This window comes from Streptomyces africanus (genome assembly GCF_030816955.1).
GTDB classification, from domain to species: Bacteria; Actinomycetota; Actinomycetes; order Streptomycetales; family Streptomycetaceae; genus Streptomyces; species Streptomyces africanus.
This window is the reverse complement of sequence record NZ_JAUSYP010000001.1, coordinates 2744450-2762350: the sequence shown is the minus strand read 5'-3', so window position 1 is coordinate 2762350 and position 17901 is coordinate 2744450. Positions and strand designations below refer to the sequence as shown.

The following is a 17901-nucleotide window of genomic DNA, read 5'->3' as shown; positions in this document are numbered from 1 at the left end:
TCCGCCGCCGTTCCGTACGGGGCGCCCACCAGGTGTGTTCAGCCCACCGGGCCAGCGCTCGGCAAACACCGGGCAAACGGCCGGCCAACCGGCCTGCCGACCGGCTCTCAGGCGCCGCCGACCGCCGTGAGCAGTGCCAACGGGGCCGACGCCGACCGGGATTCACGGACGCACGCGTGCGGGTACGGCACCGGCTCGGGGTGGGTGTCGCGGCCGTAGCCCGCGAGGACCTCCGGCAGCCGGTGGCCGGTCGCGCTCGCCGCGTCGACCAGGCCGCGGGCGATCGCGCGGGCCTCGTCGTGCAGCCCGTAGCGGGCCAGGCCCAGCGCGATCAGCGCGTTGTCGTGCGGCCAGACCGAGCCGCGGTGGTAGGAGAGCGGGTGGTAGGCGGGCTGGCCGGCGGCCAGGGTGCGCACGCCCCAGCCGGAGAAGAAGTCGGGCTCCAGCAGGCGCCGGCCGACCTGTTCGCCGTACTCCTTGTCCAGCAGGCCCGACCACAGCAGATGCCCGGCGTCGGAGGCGAGCGCGTCGACCTGCTTGCCCCGGCCGTCGAGCGCGAGCGCCGGGAAGGAGTGCTCCGGCATCCAGAAGTCCCGCTGGAAACGGTCGCGCAGATCACCGGCCGCCTGCTCCAGCAGGTCCGCGTACGTCGTGTCCTGCCAGACCGTGCGCGCCAGCCACGCCGTGCGGCGCAGCGCGTCGTACGCGTAGCCCTGGGCGCCCGCGGCCGTCACCGGGCCGCCCGGCCGGGTGCCCTCGGCGGAGCAGATGGCGCCGGGGGAGTCCTTCCAGTTCTGGTTGGCGAGGCCGCCCTGGTCGGCGCGGTAGACGAGATAGCCGCGCGAGGTCAGGCCGCCGTGGTCCAGCATCCAGCCGACCGCCGCCCGGGCGTGCGGCTCCAGACGGCGGGCCGGGCCGGTCTCGCCGGTCTGCTCGGTGTACGCCCCGAGCAGGACGAGGAACAGGGGCGTGGCGTCGACCGAGCCGTAGTAGCGGCCGTAGGGGACCTGGCCGAAGTGCGCCAGTTCGCCGTGCCGCACCTCGTGCACGATCTTCCCGGGCTGGGCGACCTCGCTGGCACCGGCGTCCGTGGCCTGGGTGGCGGCGAGCGCGGGCAGCGTGGCGGCGGCCAGCCGGGGCCGGTAGGGCAGGGCGAACAGCGAGGTCAGCAGGGCGTCCCGGCCCAGCAGGGTCAGGAACCAGGGCGCACCGGCGGCCGGGACGCGCAGCTCCTCGCCGTCCGGGCCCTTCGCCGGGACCTGGAGCGCGGCCAGGTCGGCGAGGCCCCGGGTGCAGGCCGCGGACAGCTCCGGCCAGCCGGCCGGCAGGGCCACGCCCTCCATGAACCGGCCCTCCCGGGCCAGGAGCTGCTCCTTCAGGGCGGCGGGGGAGCGGGGCACGCGCAGGGCGCGCTTGTCTCCGTGCGGGCGGGCCATGACCCGCAGGACCAGCTCGGCCGTGCCGTGCGGTTCCAGGTCCAGGGTCCACACCAGGCGGCGGGCGCCGGTGCCGGTCTCCTCCACGGCGTCCGGCTGGGGCTCGGTCGTCACCGTCGTGACGGACCGCCACTCGCCGCGCCGGTAGCTGAACTCCACGCCGTGCCCGAGGACCTGGCGGGAGCGGACGGCGCCCGCTTTCGTGTAGGTGCGGTGGTCGGTGCGCAGCTCGAACTGGTCGGTGAAGTCGGCGTCGGCGGTGACCGCGAGGCGGACCGTCGTCGGCACCGGGCGGTTGCTGGTGACCCGCAGCGACTCCACGAACGAGGCGTCCCCGACGGCCTGTTCGCGGAAGAGCGTGTACGCGGGCGGCTCGTCGCGGCCGCCGCGCGGGACGAGGACGCAGCGCGCGGTGTCCCCGTCGGCCACCGGCGTCAGCGTGTCGGGCACGGCCCCGTCGACGGTGAGCTGCCACCGGCTCAGGTGCCGCGCGTCCCGTACGAACATTCCGTCCGGGGCGCTGCCGCCCCGGTAGCCGCTGATGTCGCCGCGGTCGCCGACGGCGGCGAACGTCCCGCCGTGCACGAGCAGATGATGCCGGTCCGTCATCCCCGGTCCCCTCCCTTGATCGCCGTGACGCCGTTCCTGTCGCCTGTGGGCCGGTCGTGCAGCAGGTCGAGCGTGAGCGCGGCGGTCCAGCCGAAGCCGGTCGCGCCGCAGGCCTGTGCGGTGTACGGGTCCACGTACTCCGCGAAGTCGGAGGAGCCCGCGGTGTGCAGGATCCCCCGGCGCAGGGCGTCGGCCCGGCCGCGCTCGCCGTGCAGCCGCAGCCCGCGCTCCAGCAGCCAGCTGGTGTTGAACCAGGCCGGGCCGCGCCAGTAGCGGTGCGGGTCGAAGGCCTCGCCGAGCAGGTCGTAGCTGGGCACCAGCCGGGTCGTGCCGCCGAGCCCGAAGTGCGGGCCGCTCAGGGTGCGCACCAGGGTGGTCGTAAGGTCGCGCGGCAGGGCCGGCAGCAGCAGCGGGACGAGCCCGGAGACACCGCGCTCGGGGATCAGCTCCCCGGCGCGCACGTCCCGGCACAGGAACATCCCGGCCGACGGCTCCCACAGCCGCTCCACCAGGGCGGCGGTGAGCCGCTCGGCGCGGTCCTGCCGGGCCGAGGCCGCCGCGCCCAGTTCGCGGGCGATCCGGGCCAGGGCGTACTCGGAGGCGATGAGCAGGGCGTTGAACGCCGGGTCCTCCACGGCGAAGTCTCCCGGTCCGTCGGCGTATCCGCGGTCCCGGTAGTCGGCCGCCAGCCGTACGTACCGCCCGTAGTCCAGATCCGTCGGCCGGTCCTCGGGGGAGCCGTGGGCGAGGTCGGCGCGGCGGAAGGAGCGGGCCGGAGCCGGAGTGACCCGGGAGAGCGGGCGGTCCCAGCAGGGGCTGTTGTCCATACCCTGTTCCCAGGGGTGCACGACGGACACCAGTCCGCCTCCCCCCAGGTCGCGCCGGTGCAGCAGATACCGGTGCCAGGCCGCGAGCCGGGGATACACCCGGGTGAGGAAGCCGCGCGCCCGGGACAGACCGGGGTCGGCGAGGTGCACCAGCCACGCGGCCAGCGCGTGGACCGGTGGCTGCACGATCCCGGAGGTCTGTACGGTGCGCGGGGCGCCCGCGGCGTGCCCCGCGGTCGAGGAGCGCCAGAAGTCGGGGCTGGGGAAGTACGCGTCGAGGGGGACGGAGGGGTTGAAGACGATGTGCGGGATCCGCCCGTCCGCCCACTGGGCCGCCAGCAGCGTCTCCAGCTCCGTCTGTGCCCGTAACGGCGACAGGTGCCGCAGGCCGATCGCGATGAACGCCGAGTCCCACGACCACTGGTGCGGATACAGACCGCGCGAGGGCACCGTGGACGAGCCCGTCCAGCCGGCCTCCAGTACGGCGGCGGCCCTGACGTGCAGGGGTGAGGCGGCACTGGACGGATCGTATGCAACCGTTCGTCCTGTGGGACGAGGGGCGCGTTGTGCGGTGCTGTCCACTCGGGGCTCTCCGGTAAGACGTCCGGCCGGCCGGTTCGGCTGCGGCTACCGTGGGGTTACGTCTATTTAACACGCAAAACCCACTATGTAAGGCAAGGTTGAGAAACACAAGGGGGTGTGCATGACCGGACGGCCCGTCAGAACGGGACGAGGTGCCGGCCAGGCGAGCGCCGGCGAACTGCTCGAACTGGTGCGCAGTCGCCGCGCCGTGACCCGGGGTGCGCTCCAGCAGGCGACCGGACTGTCCCGCGCCACCGTCGGGCAGCGGCTCGACCGGCTCTTCCGCGCGGGCTGGCTGCGCGAGGGCGCCGGGGGGCCGGTGGACTCCCCGCTGGGCGGGCGCCCCTCCATCACCCTGGAGTTCGACGACGAGCACGCGGTGGTCCTGGCGGCCGACCTCGACACCCGGCACGCGCGGGCGGCCGTGCTGTCGCTGAGCGGCGAGATCCTCACCGAGCACTCCGGCACCCTCGTCGTGGAGGACGGGCCGGACGCCGTGCTGGGTGAACTCGGCCGCTGGTTCGGCGAGCTGCTGGAGAAGACCGGCCGCGGGGCCGAGTCCGTGTGCGGGGTCGGGCTCGCCGTGCCCGGCCCGGTCGACACCGACACCGGCCGCGTCGTCCAGCCGCCGATGATGCCCGGCTGGGACGGCTACGACATAAGGAGCCGGCTGGCCCGGGCGCTCACCGAGCACACGGGCGCCGCCGCCGTGCCGGTACTGGTGGACAACGACGCCAACCTCATGGCGTACGGCGAACAGCGCACCGGCTATCCCGACTGCTCCGCCTTCGTGCTGGTCAAGGTCTCCACCGGCATCGGCGCCGGGGTCGTGGTGGACGGCGCGGTGTTCCGGGGTATCGACGGAGGCGCCGGGGACATCGGGCACATCCGGGTGCCGGAGGGCGCCCAGACGCTGTGCCGGTGCGGTTCCTACGGCTGTCTGGCCGCCATCGCGAGCGGTGGCGCGGTGGCGCGGCGGCTGGTGGAGGCCGGGGTGCCGGCGGCCTCCGGCTCGGACGTGCGGGACCTGCTGGCCTCCGGGCATCCCGACGCGGTCGGCCTGGCCCGGGAGGCCGGGCGCCGGGTCGGGGACGTGCTGGCGACCGTGGTGACGTTGCTCAACCCCGGCGTGCTGATGATCGCCGGGGATCTGGCCGGAACCCCGTTCCTCACGGGCGTGCGCGAACTGCTCTACCAGCGGGCGCTGCCCCGCTCCACCGCCCACCTGGACATCGTGACGGCACGGCTCGGCGAGCGGTCCGGGCTGGTCGGGGCCGGGGCGATGGTCGTGGAGCACCTCTACGCCCCCGAGCGGGTCGAGGAGCGGCTGCGCGCGCTCGGGGTGTGACCGGGACATTTCGGCCCCGAGACGCGTCCGCATGGTGAAATCTCGTCGGCTGTGGCAGCGTGATTCTCGCCACCCTTGATAAGGGTTGCGCTCAGATGAGCGGATCTTGAGCGGCTGCACTTCTCCAAAGGGTGGCACTGAGTGCCACCCTTTGATCGTTCATCGAGCGAAATCAAGCGCGCCGAACGCCGCTCGTATGAGCGCTCCACGGGCTCAAAGGAGGTTCGTGCGTTCAAGAAGTGAAAACATACGGCTGTGATCGCTTGCCGAGCCTTGACTTTCGATCCGCTGGCGGACGAGTGGTTACAGGCGTATGACGCGCGAGTGGACGTACCCAGAAGCCTTTGATCTGGGTATGTTCCTCGCCGTCAGGGCAGCCACCGCGTCCTCGAGGAGTCGAGACCCGTGTCGGAAAACAAAGATCCCCACGTAGCTGAGCACGGTACGAGTGTTGAGGGCGTGAAGTTCGTTTACGACTTCACCGAGGGCAACAAGGACCTCAAGGACCTCCTCGGTGGCAAGGGCGCGAACCTCGCCGAGATGACGAACCTGGGCCTTCCGGTGCCGCCCGGCTTCACGATCACCACCGAGGCGTGCAAGGTCTACCTCGAAAGCGGCGAGGAGCCGGCGGCACTGCGTGACGAGGTGAGTGCGCACCTCGACGCGCTGGAGGCCCGCATGGGCAAGAAGCTCGGCCAGGCCGACGACCCGCTCCTCGTGTCGGTGCGCTCGGGCGCCAAGTTCTCCATGCCCGGCATGATGGACACCGTCCTCAACATCGGCCTCTCCGACAAGTCGGTGCAGGGCCTGGCCAAGCAGGCCGGCGACGACCGCTTCGCCTGGGACTCCTACCGCCGCCTCATCCAGATGTTCGGCAAGACCGTCCTCGGCGTCGACGGCGAGCTCTTCGAGGACGCGCTGGAGGCGGCCAAGGCGGCCAAGAAGGTCACGGTCGACACCGAGCTGGAGGCGGCCGACCTCAAGAAGCTCGTCACCAAGTTCAAGAAGATCGTCAAGACCGAGGCCGGCCGGGACTTCCCGCAGGACCCGCGCGAGCAGATGGACCTCGCCATCCACGCGGTCTTCGACTCCTGGAACACCGACCGCGCCAAGCTCTACCGCCGCCAGGAGCGCATCCCGCACGACCTGGGCACGGCCGTCAACGTCTGCTCGATGGTCTTCGGCAACCTCGGCCCCGACTCCGGCACGGGCGTGGCGTTCACCCGCGACCCCGCCTCCGGCCACCAGGGCGTCTACGGCGACTACCTGCAGAACGCGCAGGGCGAGGACGTGGTCGCGGGCATCCGCAACACCGTGCCGCTCGCGGAGCTGGAGCAGATCGACAAGAAGTCGTACGACCAGCTGATGCAGATCATGGAGACGCTGGAGAACCACTACAAGGACCTCTGCGACATCGAGTTCACCATCGAACGCGGTGTGCTGTGGATGCTCCAGACCCGCGTCGGCAAGCGCACGGCGGGCGCCGCCTTCCGCATCGCGACCCAGCTGGTGGACCAGGGCCTGATCGACGAGGCCGAGGCGCTCACCCGCGTCAACGGCGCCCAGCTCGCGCAGCTGATGTTCCCCCGCTTCGACGAGAGCGCGAAGGTCGAGACGGTCGGCCGGGGCATCGCGGCCTCGCCGGGCGCGGCGGTCGGCAAGGCCGTGTTCGACTCCTACACGGCGGTCAAGTGGTCGCGCTCCGGCGAGAAGGTCATCCTGATCCGCCGCGAGACCAACCCCGACGACCTCGACGGCATGATCGCCGCCGAGGGCATCCTGACCTCGCGCGGCGGCAAGACCTCCCACGCGGCCGTCGTCGCGCGCGGCATGGGCAAGACCTGTGTCTGCGGCGCCGAGGAGCTGGAGGTCGACACCAAGCGCCGCCGGATGACCGTGCCGGGCGGGCACGTCGTCGAGGAGGGCGACGTCGTCTCCATCGACGGCTCGTCGGGCAAGGTGTACCTCGGTGAGGTACCCGTCGTGCCGTCGCCGGTCGTGGAGTACTTCGAGGGCCGGATGCACGCCGGTGCCGAGGACGCCGACGAGCTGGTCGAGGCGGTCCACCGCATCATGGCGTTCGCCGACCGCAAGCGCCGCCTGCGCGTGCGGGCCAACGCCGACAACGCCGAGGACGCGCTGCGTGCCCGCCGCTTCGGCGCCCAGGGCATCGGCCTGTGCCGCACCGAGCACATGTTCCTCGGCGACCGGCGCGAGCTGGTGGAGCGGCTGATCCTGGCCGACACCCAGGCCGAGCGCGAGGAGTCCCTCAAGGAGCTGCTGCCGCTGCAGAAGCAGGACTTCGTCCAGCTCTTCGAGTCGATGGACGGCCTCCCGGTCACCGTCCGCCTCCTGGACCCGCCGCTGCACGAGTTCCTGCCCGACATCACCGAACTGTCGGTCCGCGTGGCCCTGGCGGAGTCCCGCCAGGAGCCGCACGAGAACGAACTCCGCCTCCTCCAGGCGGTCCACCGCCTGCACGAGCAGAACCCGATGCTCGGCCTGCGCGGCGTGCGCCTCGGCCTGGTCATCCCCGGCCTGTTCACCATGCAGGTCCGGGCGATCGCCGAGGCCGCCGCCGAACGCAAGGCCGCCAAGGGCGATCCGCGTGCCGAGATCATGATCCCGCTCGTCGGCACCGTGCAGGAGTTGGAGATCGTGCGCGAGGAGGCCGACAAGGTCATCGCCGAGGTCGAGGCGGCCTCGGGCACGCAGCTCAAGCTGTCCATCGGCACCATGATCGAGCTGCCGCGCGCCGCCCTGACCGCCGGCCAGATCGCCGAGGCCGCCCAGTTCTTCTCCTTCGGCACGAACGACCTGACCCAGACGGTGTGGGGCTTCTCCCGGGACGACGTGGAGGCCAGCTTCTTCACCGCGTACCTGGAGAAGGGCATCTTCGGCGTCTCCCCGTTCGAGACGATCGACAAGGACGGCGTCGGCTCCCTGGTGAAGCTCGCCGTCAAGGCCGGCCGTGAGACCCGCCCCGATCTCAAGCTCGGCGTCTGCGGTGAGCACGGCGGCGACCCGGAGTCGGTCCACTTCTTCCACGAGGTGGGACTCGACTACGTCTCCTGCTCCCCGTTCCGCATCCCGGTGGCCCGGCTGGAGGCGGGCCGCGCGGCGGTCCAGTCGCAGGGCAGCGACCACCGGTAGACCCGTGGCCCGTGCAGGGCCACTGAAGAACCCGGAGCCGTCGGCGGTCCCCGACCACCCTCACCGATCGCGGCGGCTCCGGTGCACGGAGGAGGGCGGGGCGGCACCTTGTGCGGAGGTGCCGCCCCCTCCGTTGTGCCCTCCGAGTGCGTCAGGCGTCGTGGCAGCCCGCCGACGGCGCGCCCCTGGTGGAGCTACGCGCTGCACTGTCTCCCGGCGTCGGTGTGCTTGGGGTACCAGCGGTAGTAGCTGTCGTCGAGGTTACGGCTGTGCGTGTCCCGTCCGTGCCGGGGCCGCCATCCACGCCAGTAGTGGGTGTTACCGATCGCACAGCGGTGCGCGTACAAAGCCGTGCGTGTGGAAGTGGTCCCACACGCTCCGTCATGCACGACGGCGTTCGCATCGCTGCCGCTCGCGCCGTAGACGACCGGGCCTACCGGCCCTATCCCCCGCAGAAAAGCACATCGACTCCAACGCGGCCTGGAATACGGCCGTCACTGTGAATGCCGCTGCCCTCGCCGCGCTTCTGGCCGCTCGTGTCAGGCAATGCTGCGGAGCGTGAATCCGCGACGTCGCCTCATTTGGCCGCATTACATCAATGCCGCGAAGATCTGCCCGGACCTCAATCGGACTCATGCGTCGCGCAGGCTGGACCGTCACCGCCGCCGCAGTCGATCATTACCGGTCACGCGTGGCCCTGTGCGGCAAGCGCCTCGGTCAAATCTCTGACCGTTCGTTCCAGTCAGTTTTCTGGTCCAGGACCGCGACTATGCTCCCCACATCGGTGTCATGGCTGCCTGGATCGCTCCCCTCTGAGCGTTCCGCGAAATGATCAGTGGAGGTGGGTCGTTGAGTAAAGAGCCATTCGATGGTGCCAATTTGGTGACGATCAAGTCCGCATTGTTCGTGGACTTCGACAACATCTACTTGGGACTTCGCGATATGGACCCGGGGGCGGCTGAAGCGTTTGCGACCCGTCCGGACAGGTGGATGAGTTGGTTGGAAGGCAAGAGCGACACAGGTGAAGCTACCCAGGGTGGCCCCGCTCGCCGCTTCCTCGTGCGGAACGTGTATATCAACCCGGAGGCTTTCGGCAGGTACCGCGCCTTCTTCACGCGCAGTGGGTTTCGGTCGATCGACTGCCCACCCTTGACTTCCCGAGGCAAGAACAGTGCCGACATCTACATGGTGCTCGACATCATGGATGCTCTCGCGGACGAGACCCGGTACGACGAGTTTGTGATCATGTCGGCGGACGCCGATTTCACACCCGTGTTGCAGAGGCTCCGGGCCAAGGATCGGTGGACGACGGTGGTGGCGGCCGGCTTGAGCGCCGCTGCCTTCCGAGCGACGTGCGATGTGTTCGTGACGCCTGAGCAGCTCGCCGCAGCCTCGCTCTGGGACGAGTTCCATGCGACTGAGGTGACGTTCGACAGCGACGCCGAGCAGGTCACGGTCGTCCTTCCGCAACAAGCGGGCAGCGACCAGCGCGAGGCAGTCGTCAAGGAGATCTACCGCGTCGTGCGGGCGGCTCCCCGTCCGCTCGCCTCAGCTTCCGCGGCACAGGCGGCGCTCAACATCGATCCCTCGGTGAAGGATTCCGCATGGTACGGCGCCGGAAGCTTCAGTGGGTTCGTGAAGACTCATTGCAGTGATCTTGAGTATGTTGCCACGCCACCCGGATACCTTCTCGATCCAACGCTGCACTCCTTCGAGGACAAGGGTGGTCGGGCAAAGCTTCCTCGTCTTCTCGCTCAGGTGAGTGCCCTGACAGATGTGCCGGCGTTGCAGCCGGACGCCTATGCCCTGCTGTTCGAGGTCCTCGCCCAGGACTTGCAGACTTCTCCGTTTCAGCTGTACCCGACGTCGAAGAGGGTCCGAGACGAAACAGAGTCGCGTGGCAACCCCGTAACTCGCAACGCCGTCAACTTCGTACTCAAGGGGCTTGTCTACGTGGGACAGCGGATGGCCGAAGGTGTTACGGCGGAGGCCCTTGCCGAGGCGTGGGTGGAAAACGTCTACACGTTGTGCGCGAACGCACGGATGTCGCTCTCCGAGGAGGACCGGAACCTGATCCGTAGGTGGATCACCGGGGGTGACATCAGCGGATTCGAGGTGGGGTTGGCAGCCGGCAGCCCTGAGGAGACAGCCTCTCGAGCCATCTGATCAGGCGTACGAGGCCGCCCTCGATACCGAGTGCCTCGTCGGTGACCAGGACGCCGCCGGGGCGTAGCGGGTCCACCCACGCGTCCGGGATCCCAGGCACGGAGCAGGTGGCGATGATCCAGTCGAAGGAACCGGCGGTGTAGCCCTGTCTGCCGTCTGCCGGAAACAGCGGCGGCCTCGGGCGCCCGGTCCCCGGCCAACGAGGCATCCGTCGTCGGCGTCCTGGGTGCGTTCACCTATCCGTTGTTCGACGTCTGGGTCACGCCGTTGGATCTCGCGATCCGTACGTCCGTGGACGTTCCTCGTTCTCGTGCTGGTCCTTCTCGCCCCGGCCCCTGCCGCCGCCGCTCCCGGGGCGGCGGGGGACCCGGTCGGGCCGCTGCTGGAGCGGGCCGCGAGCCCGCTGCGCACCGCCGAAGCCGGCGGGGAGGGGAGCGATCTGCGCCCGGTCGGCGCGGCGGTCGGGGACGCGGTCGTGGTGGGGATGGGCGAGGCGACGCACGGCTCGCACGAGTTCCTCGCCATAAAGGACCGGGTCTTCCGGTACCTGGTGGAGCGCCGGGGCTTTCGCACCTTCGCCCTGGAGACGGCCTGGAGCACCGGGGTTCGCCTCGACGACTACGTCGTGCACGGCAAGGGCGACCCGGAGCGCATCATGCGTGAGGACTTCCAGTACACGTACGCGCTGGACCCGACCGCCGAGAACCTGGCCCTGGTCGAATGGATGCGGGACCACAACCGCCGCCACCCGCAGGACTCGGTCCGCTTCATGGGTAACGACTGGGGGTGCACCGGACCAGAGCTGTACGACCGGGTCACGGACTACATCGCCCGGGTCCGTCCGGGCCTCACGCCGCGCTTCGAGGAGCTGTACCGGGGGCTGCGGCCGGCCGTCCCTTCCGGCGAGTACCAGAGGGCCTACCTGGCCCTGCCGTTCGCCGAACGGCGGGAGAAGGCGTCCCGGACCGGACGCGCCCTGGAGTTGCTGGAGTCGCCGGCGCCGCGCGGCGAGGCCGTGCGGGAGGAGTTCGCCGAGGTGCTGCGGCACGCCACGGTGATCGACCAGACGGCCACCGGGTACGGCTTCGACTTCGAGGATCCCCGGCAGGTTGCCGAGGCCATGCGGTGGCGGGACCAGGTCATGGCCGACAACGTCGTCTGGTGGCGCGAGCACACCGGGCACCGGATCCTGCTGGCCGGCCACAACAACCACATCGGCTACGACCCCGAGGATCCGCGGGTCCTGCCCAGACGCAGGGCGAGTTCCTGCGCGACCGGCTCGGCGGCGGGTACGTGAGCGTCGGACTCACCTTCGGCCGGGGCTCGTTCAAGGCCACCGACCCGGAGGAGTCGCACATGCTCACCCACACGGTCGGCCCCGCCGGGCCCGGCAGCAACGAGCACACGCTGGACCAGGTGCGCTACGACCGCTACGTCATGGACCTGCGTACCGCCCCGGGGCCGGCCCGCCCCTGGCGCGCCGAGGCCCGGCCCACGCGCAGTGTCGGCACCGCCTATCCGGGAGACCGGAACTGGTTCGACATCGCGCTGGGCCGCTGCTTCGACGTGCTGATCCATCAGGACCGGGGGCGGCGGGAGGTGGACCTGCTGTCCATGTCCTGAGGGGCCTGAGAGGGCTGAGGGGCTCTCACTGGAGCAGGCCTTCACGCAGGCATACGGCGGTGCCGGTCAGGGCGGCCTCGTGCAGGGCGGTGAGGGCCGGCAGCGGCGTCGCCAGCGGGGTGGATTCCAGGTCGGCGAGGGCGAACAGGCCGTCCTGGTCGTGTTCGTCGCTGCGCCTGACGGGCTGTCCGGGGGCGAGACGGCCGCCGTGGAAGTAGAAGTCGATCACCGGGCCCGTGCCCTTCACGTCGGCCCGGTGGTCGTAGCCGATGAACCGGGGCTCCCGGTCCAGGACGATGCCGGTCTCCTCGTGCAGCTCCCGGCGCGCGGCACCGAGGGGGTCCTCCCCGTGGTCGAGCATGCCGCCCGGCAGTCCCCAGAGTCCGACACCGGGCTGGCCTTGGGCGTAGCGCAGCAGCAGCATCCGGTCCTCGGCGTCGAGGAGCAGGACGCACGAGGCGACGATGGTCTGCGGCAGCGTCCTGACCCACTCGTCACGCGGCAGCACGCGCGGTACGTCGGTGGCGGGCACGGTCGTGTCCACGGTGGTGTTCCTTCCGTCGTCCGGGCAGCCCGCGACGAGCTGCCCGAACGGTGGAACGGCCGGACGCGCCGATGGTCACCGGTGTACTCGTGTCACGTGTCGCAGGCGATCCCGTCGTTGTCCCGGTCCAGGTGGGAGGCGTAGCCGGGCTCACCGCGGTGGATGGGGGCGGCACCGGCGGCCCGGACGGCGTCGCAGTTGGCGTAGTAGACGTCCGCCGAGCCGCCCGAACCACTGTCGTCGGAGCCGCCGCCCGCGGCCGGTCGTGCGGTGACCGTGATGGTGGCTCTGACGGTCTTGGTGGCGGTGACCGTGGGAGCGGGCTCCGGCTTCTTCGCGAGCGGTGTCGCGGTGGCGGTGGCGGTGGCGGTCGCGGTGACCGTGACGGTCGGCTGCGGCTTGGCGGCCGCGGGCTTCGCGTCGGCCGTCGTGTCGCCGGAGGCGCCGATACCGACGCCGATGAACCAGGCCAGGCCGAGGGCGGGCAGCACATAGCGCTTGCGTGCCCAGCGGGGCGCCGGGCGGGCGGGCTGCGGCGCGGGCGGCATGGGCGGCCCGGGATACGGGTTGGCGTTCGGGCCGGTGTACGGATTGGTCATGGTCGTCCCCCCAGTGGTGACACGTGAGGGGACGACCGTAGATCCGGGTGGCTCCGGATGGCGGAGGGGTGACCATTTTGTGATGGTTACGTGAAGCAGGGTGGTGCGGTTACCCGCGGAACGGGCCCGTCACCTCGTAGGTGATGCCGCCCGAGGAGCTGCCGCTGGTGCCGCGCTGGCTGGAGAAGTACAGGCGGGTGCCGTCCGGGGAGAAGGCCGGGCCCGTGATCTCCGAGCCGGACTGGCCGTCGATGCGGAGGAACGGGGCGACCACGTCGGCGGGGGTGATGACGCAGATCTCCATGTTGCCGCCGTCCTCGGCGACGAAGAGGTCGCCGGAGGCGGTGCCGGTGACGTTGTCGACGCCCGTGAGGGGGGCCGTGCCGCCGGTGACCAGGGAGTCGTCGTAGGCGAGTTCGATGGTCTGGGCGGCCGCGTTGTACTGCCAGACGCGGTTGTCGCCCTTCGTGGTGAACCAGCAGGTGTCGTTCGCGTAGTAGCAGCCCTCGCCGCCGTTGAAGCGCTTGGCGCCGGAGACCTGGCTGCGGGTGGCGGTCGCGCCGGAGGGGTCGGGGACCCGGGCCCAGGTGACCGGGCCGCTGGTGCCGCTGCCCGCCACGAGGACCTCGAGAGTGCCGGAGGACAGGTCGCCCCAGGTCGTCGGGCGGAAGCGGTAGAAGCAGCCGTCGGTGACGTCCTCGGTCAGGTAGATGACCTGGCGCACGGGATCGGCCGCCGCCGCCTCGTGCTTGAAGCGGCCCATGGCGTCGCGGCGCACCGCCGCCTTCGCGCCCCAGGGGTCCGTCTCGTAGACGTAGCCCCGGTCCACCTCCTCGCAGGACAGCCAGGTGTTCCACGGCGTCTTGCCGCCGGCGCAGTTCTGCCGGGTGTTGGACAGGATGCGGTACGCGCCGGTGATCGCCCCGGTCGAGGAGAACCTCACCGCGCTCGCGCCGCCCGAAGGGTTGATCTCGGAGTTGGAGACATAGATCCAGCCCGTGCCGTCGGCGTAACAGGCGCCGCCGTCAGGGGCGTTGTGCCAGGTGTACGACGTGGTCCCGACCCGCTGGCCCGAGCGGGCGACTACCCGGCTGGTGAAGCCACTGGGCAGTCTGATGCCGTTGGCGTCCGGGGAGCCCAGCGGCCCGTAGGGGCCGGTGCCGGGCTGGGCCGGGGCCGCGTACGCGGCCCCGCGCCACAGGGTTCCGCCCAGGGCGGCCGACGTGCCGCCGAGGACGGCCGCACGCAGGAGGCTACGACGTTCCACTCTCACTCCAAGAGGTGCCGTACCGCCCTGCCGCCGGTCGACGGCAGGGTTGTGCGTGGGGGGAGGCGAGAGGGAGGCTAGGCGGGCAGGGTTGACGGGGCATGGACAACTCGTGGCGCTGGGGCGGCATGCTGTGTGCCGCCTGTGGGACCAGGCGCTCGCGGGCCTCGCCTTGTCGTTCGTGGGCTCACGCGGGCAGTGCCGGGGCCTCCCGTCTCCGGGTGGACCTCGGCCGGTCGGTGCCCGGCCCGTGTCCTTCGGCGGGCGGCCGTACGGACGGCAGGCGGATCACCACGTCCAGTCCGCCCGTCGCCGCCGCGTGCAGGGTCGCCTCGCCGCCGCCGGCGTGGGCGAGGCGCTGCACCAGGGCGAGGCCGAGTCCCGAGCCGCCCTTGGGCGCGCCCGGGGCGCGCCAGAAACGGTCGAAGGCGCGGGCCCGCTGCTCCTCCGTCATGCCGGGGCCCTCGTCGGTGACGTGCAGGTCGACCCAGCGGGGGCGGCTGTCGCGCAGGGCGCGCCGCGGCGGGGCCGGCATCCGCAGCTCGATCGTGACGGTGCTGCCGGGCGGGGACGCCCGCAGGGCGTTGGACAGCAGGTTGTCCATGATCTGCTCGACGGCTCCCGGCACGGCCAGCACCGGGCCGACGCTGCCCGTGAAGAGCGCGAGGGAGACGTTCTCCCGCGCGAACAGTGGCTGCCAGGTGCGGTGCCGTTCCGCGCAGACCGTGCCCAGGTCGACGGTGGCGGGGATCGCCGCGTGCTCCTCCAGCCGGGCCATCGCCAGCAGGTGCTCGACCATACGGGCGAGCCGGTCCGTCTCCGTGACGGCCGCGGTGAGGCTGCCGCGGGCCCGGGCGGCGACGTCCGGCTCCATGTTCTCCAGGCGCAGCCGCAACGCCGCGAGCGGGGTCTTCAGCTGGTGCGAGGCCTCGCCGGCGAACGCCCGCTGGGAGGCGAGCAGATGGGCGAGGCGGGCCGCGGTGCGGTTGAACGCGGCGGCCAGACTGCGCACTTCCGGCGGGCCCTTGGTGATCGTCACCGGAGTGAACCGGCCGCCGCCCTCCGCCAGCTCGTGCGTGGCGCGCTCCAGTTCGCGGATCGGGCGGCCGGCCCAGCGGGCGAAGGCGAAACCGACCACGGCCACCGCCGTCAGCGCGGCGAGACCGCCCAGGGCGAGCAGCAGCCACACGTGGTGGACCCGCTCGTGCACCGTCCGCGTGGGCACCGTCAGCCACACGGCACCCACGGGCTGGGCCTCCTGACCGACCGGCGCGGCCACCGACAGGTACTCGACCCCGCCGATCGTGGAGGTGCGCACATCCACCGTCGAGGTGCCGCGCAGCGCGGCCGCGATGCCCGGCCGGTCGGCCAGGGCGCCGGACACCGAGGTGTCCCCCGGGTGTGAGGTGGCGAGCGTCGCGCCCGAGGCGGCGACGACCACCACCTTCCCGCCGATGCGCTTCGCGCAGTGCGCGACCCGCGCGGGCAGGTCCCGCTCGGCCCGCCCCGCCGCGAGGGACAGCGCGGCGTACGCGGAGACCGACTCGGCCTCGTCCTTCGCCGCGTTGACCACCTGCTCCCGCTCGCCGCGCGAGTAGACGAAGCCCAGCGGGATCTCCAGGCAGAGCAGCACCAGCGCGGCGAGGGTGAGGTAGCTGATCAGCAGCCGGCGGGTCATGGAGAGGCCACCTGCGGGGCGTTCGGCCCCGTGTGCACCGCCAGCCGGAAGCCCACGCCCCGCAGGGTCCTGATCCACGCCGGGTGGCCCAGCTTGCGGCGCAGCGCGGCCACATGGACGTCCAGTGTCTTGGTCGGGCCGTCGTAGTGCGGATCCCAGACCCGGTCGAGGATCTGCTGGCGCGAGTAGACCGCGCCCGGGTCCTCGCTGAGGAGCGCCAGCAGGTCGAACTCCTTGGGGGTGAGCGGGACGGGGGAGTCGCCGACCCAGACCTGGCGGGTACGGCGGTCCACGACGAGCGGGCCCGGGTCGTGGGGTGGGTCGGGGGCCGGGTCGTACGACGGTGTGGCAGGGGGGTCCTCCCGTGTGCCCGGTGTGCCCTGCGCGCCCGGTGTGCCCGGTGGCTCGGGGAAGGGCTGCTGGGTGCGTTGCGTGCGGCGGGTCACCGCGCGGACCCGGGCCACCAGTTCCCGCACGCTGAATGGTTTCGCCAGGTAGTCGTCGGCGCCCAGTTCCAGGCCCAGCACACGGTCGGCCTCCTCGCCGCGGGCGCTGAGGATGACGATGGGCACGTCCGAGACCTGCCGGATGCCGCGGCAGACGTCGATGCCGTCCATGTCCGGCAGTCCCAGGTCGAGCAGGACGACATCGTTGTACGGGCCTCTCAGCCCGTCCGTGCCCGTGGCGACATGATCGACCGTCAGTCCGAAGTGGCCCAGCCCTTCGGTGAGCGGCTCCGCGATCGTCTCGTCGTCCTCGATGAGCAGCACTCGTAGGCCCATACGTCCTGTCTCTCCGTGAAGCCGACATGAATCCGGGCAGCGTGAATTCGCATTTTCCGCCCTGGAGTTCACACGCTACAAGATGACCGTTCGTCTGGGTATCCGGACAAAGAATGTTCAATTCCTGGCCGGGCTCTTCAGTTCGCTTAACCTTCTGCTGTAGGTCGTCCGTCTACGGTGAGGTGCACAGATCGAAACCGCAGCTCAGGAGAGTTCAGGAGGCGGAGTTGAAGGCATTGCTGGATCGTGCCCGCACGCTCAGGACGCGCGTCGATTTCGACAGCGGCGAATACCGGAAACTGGCCGAAGGGCAATATCCGGAGGCGTTGTTCATCACCTGCTCGGACTCCCGGGTCATACCCGCGCTCATCACGGGTGCACGGCCCGGGGAGATATTCGAGCTGCGCAACGCGGGCAATATCGTGCCGCCGTACGGACGGCCCGGGGCCTCGGGAGAGGCGGCCACCATCGAGTACGCACTGGAAGTGCTCGGGGTTCAGGACATCGTGGTGTGCGGTCACTCACACTGCGGCGCGATGGGTGCGCTGAAGTCCGGCGACGACCTGTCCGCGCTGCCCGGCGTGGACGCGTGGCTCCACATCGCCCGCCCCGAACTGACCCCCGTACTGGAGTCCGCGCCGGACGACCCGTCACTGCCGGAGGTCTCCCAGGGCAACGTCGTCAACCAGCTGGCCGCGTTGCGGAGTTACCCGGTGGTCCGACAGCGGCTCGACACGGGACGGCTGCGGCTGCACGGCTGGTACTACGAGGTCGACACGGGCTTCGTCTACGAACTCGGCGACGACGGCGCGTTCCGGGTGCATGCCGCGTGAGCGGGGCGCATGCGCGGGGGCGGACACGGGGCGGCGACGCCATGCCGGGGGGCCGGCGGACCGGCCCTGGGGGAGACGCGGGGGGTTGGGGGGCGGCTGACTCCGAGGGGGGTGCTGCCGACTGGGGGTCGGGCGGCTTCCCAAGGGGCCCGGGTGCTCGCGGTGAGGGCGCGGCGGGGTGGGGGTCCGCCGGCTCCGAGGGGGGTGCTTCGGACTGGGGGCCGGGCGGTTCCTCGGAGGGCTCGGGGCGCTGGGAGTCGGGCGGCATCGCAGGGGGCCCGGGGGACTGGGGATCGGGTGGTCGCGGGGAGACCGCGGCGGACTGGGGGCCAGCTGGTTCCGACGGCGGCGCTTCGGACTGGGGTCCGGGCAGGTCGGCCGGGGACTCGGCGAGGGGTGCCGCGGGCTGGGGATCAGGCGGACCAGCGGGCGGTTTGATGGGGGGTCGGCCGAG

General features: G+C 71.4%; 14 protein-coding genes. 6 read left to right on the top strand and 8 right to left on the bottom strand.

What is annotated here, in order from left to right:
* Window positions 1-107: 107 nt before the first annotated feature.
* Complete coding sequence (locus QF034_RS12800) at window positions 108-2045, bottom strand: amylo-alpha-1,6-glucosidase (RefSeq protein WP_307175078.1); 1938 nt, start codon at window positions 2043-2045, stop codon at window positions 108-110.
* Entirely contained in the window at window positions 2042-3454 is a 1413-nt protein-coding gene (locus QF034_RS12795) for an MGH1-like glycoside hydrolase domain-containing protein (protein WP_307175077.1), read from the bottom strand. The genes QF034_RS12800 and QF034_RS12795 overlap by 4 nt, the downstream gene beginning before the upstream one ends.
* 121 nt (window positions 3455-3575) lie before the next feature.
* On the opposite strand from QF034_RS12795, the gene QF034_RS12790 reads away from it, so the two are divergent.
* From QF034_RS12790 to QF034_RS12780, 3 genes are all read left to right on the top strand, one after another.
* Complete coding sequence (locus tag QF034_RS12790; protein WP_307175076.1) at window positions 3576-4802, top strand: ROK family transcriptional regulator; 1227 nt, start codon at window positions 3576-3578, stop codon at window positions 4800-4802.
* 405 nt (window positions 4803-5207) lie between these two features.
* Window positions 5208-7955 carry a pyruvate, phosphate dikinase gene (gene ppdK, locus QF034_RS12785; RefSeq protein WP_370880790.1) on the top strand — a complete coding sequence of 916 codons (2748 nt, stop codon included), beginning with the start codon at window positions 5208-5210 and terminating at the stop codon, window positions 7953-7955.
* Window positions 7956-8837: 882 nt separating this feature from the next.
* Window positions 8838-10121 carry an NYN domain-containing protein gene (locus tag QF034_RS12780; protein WP_307175074.1) on the top strand — a complete coding sequence of 428 codons (1284 nt, stop codon included), beginning with the start codon at window positions 8838-8840 and terminating at the stop codon, window positions 10119-10121.
* Here QF034_RS12780 and QF034_RS12775 read toward each other — a convergent pair.
* Window positions 10057-10329, bottom strand: a complete 273-nt coding sequence (locus QF034_RS12775; RefSeq protein WP_307175073.1) for a hypothetical protein — start codon at window positions 10327-10329, stop codon at window positions 10057-10059. The genes QF034_RS12780 and QF034_RS12775 overlap by 65 nt on opposite strands.
* A gap of 102 nt (window positions 10330-10431) precedes the next feature.
* Here QF034_RS12775 and QF034_RS12770 point away from each other — a divergent pair, with 102 nt between their 5' ends.
* Both QF034_RS12770 and QF034_RS12765 read left to right on the top strand, forming a co-directional pair.
* Window positions 10432-11418, top strand: a complete 987-nt coding sequence (locus QF034_RS12770) for an erythromycin esterase family protein (RefSeq protein WP_307175072.1) — start codon at window positions 10432-10434, stop codon at window positions 11416-11418.
* Window positions 11415-11744, top strand: a complete 330-nt coding sequence (locus QF034_RS12765; protein ID WP_307175071.1) for an erythromycin esterase family protein — start codon at window positions 11415-11417, stop codon at window positions 11742-11744. The genes QF034_RS12770 and QF034_RS12765 overlap by 4 nt, the downstream gene beginning before the upstream one ends.
* A gap of 25 nt (window positions 11745-11769) precedes the next feature.
* On the opposite strand, the gene QF034_RS12760 is transcribed toward QF034_RS12765, so the two are convergent.
* The 5 genes from QF034_RS12760 to QF034_RS12740 all read right to left on the bottom strand — a co-directional run bounded on the left by QF034_RS12760 (window position 11770) and on the right by QF034_RS12740 (window position 16614).
* Window positions 11770-12288 (bottom strand): NUDIX hydrolase, encoded by a 519-nt coding sequence (locus QF034_RS12760; protein WP_307175070.1) that lies wholly within the window; start codon window positions 12286-12288, stop codon window positions 11770-11772.
* Between the two features lie 92 nt (window positions 12289-12380).
* Complete coding sequence (locus QF034_RS12755) at window positions 12381-12887, bottom strand: excalibur calcium-binding domain-containing protein (protein WP_307175069.1); 507 nt, start codon at window positions 12885-12887, stop codon at window positions 12381-12383.
* A gap of 109 nt (window positions 12888-12996) precedes the next feature.
* Window positions 12997-14154 (bottom strand): alkaline phosphatase PhoX, encoded by a 1158-nt coding sequence (locus tag QF034_RS12750; RefSeq protein WP_307175068.1) that lies wholly within the window; start codon window positions 14152-14154, stop codon window positions 12997-12999.
* Window positions 14155-14341: 187 nt separating this feature from the next.
* Entirely contained in the window at window positions 14342-15832 is a 1491-nt protein-coding gene (locus QF034_RS12745) for a sensor histidine kinase (RefSeq protein WP_307175067.1), read from the bottom strand.
* Window positions 15829-16614: a response regulator transcription factor gene (locus QF034_RS12740; RefSeq protein ID WP_307175066.1), complete on the bottom strand. Its 786-nt coding sequence runs from the start codon at window positions 16612-16614 to the stop codon at window positions 15829-15831. The genes QF034_RS12745 and QF034_RS12740 overlap by 4 nt, the downstream gene beginning before the upstream one ends.
* Window positions 16615-16841: 227 nt before the next feature.
* On the opposite strand from QF034_RS12740, the gene QF034_RS12735 reads away from it, so the two are divergent.
* Complete coding sequence (locus QF034_RS12735) at window positions 16842-17447, top strand: carbonic anhydrase (RefSeq protein ID WP_307175064.1); 606 nt, start codon at window positions 16842-16844, stop codon at window positions 17445-17447.
* Window positions 17448-17901 lie beyond the last annotated feature (454 nt).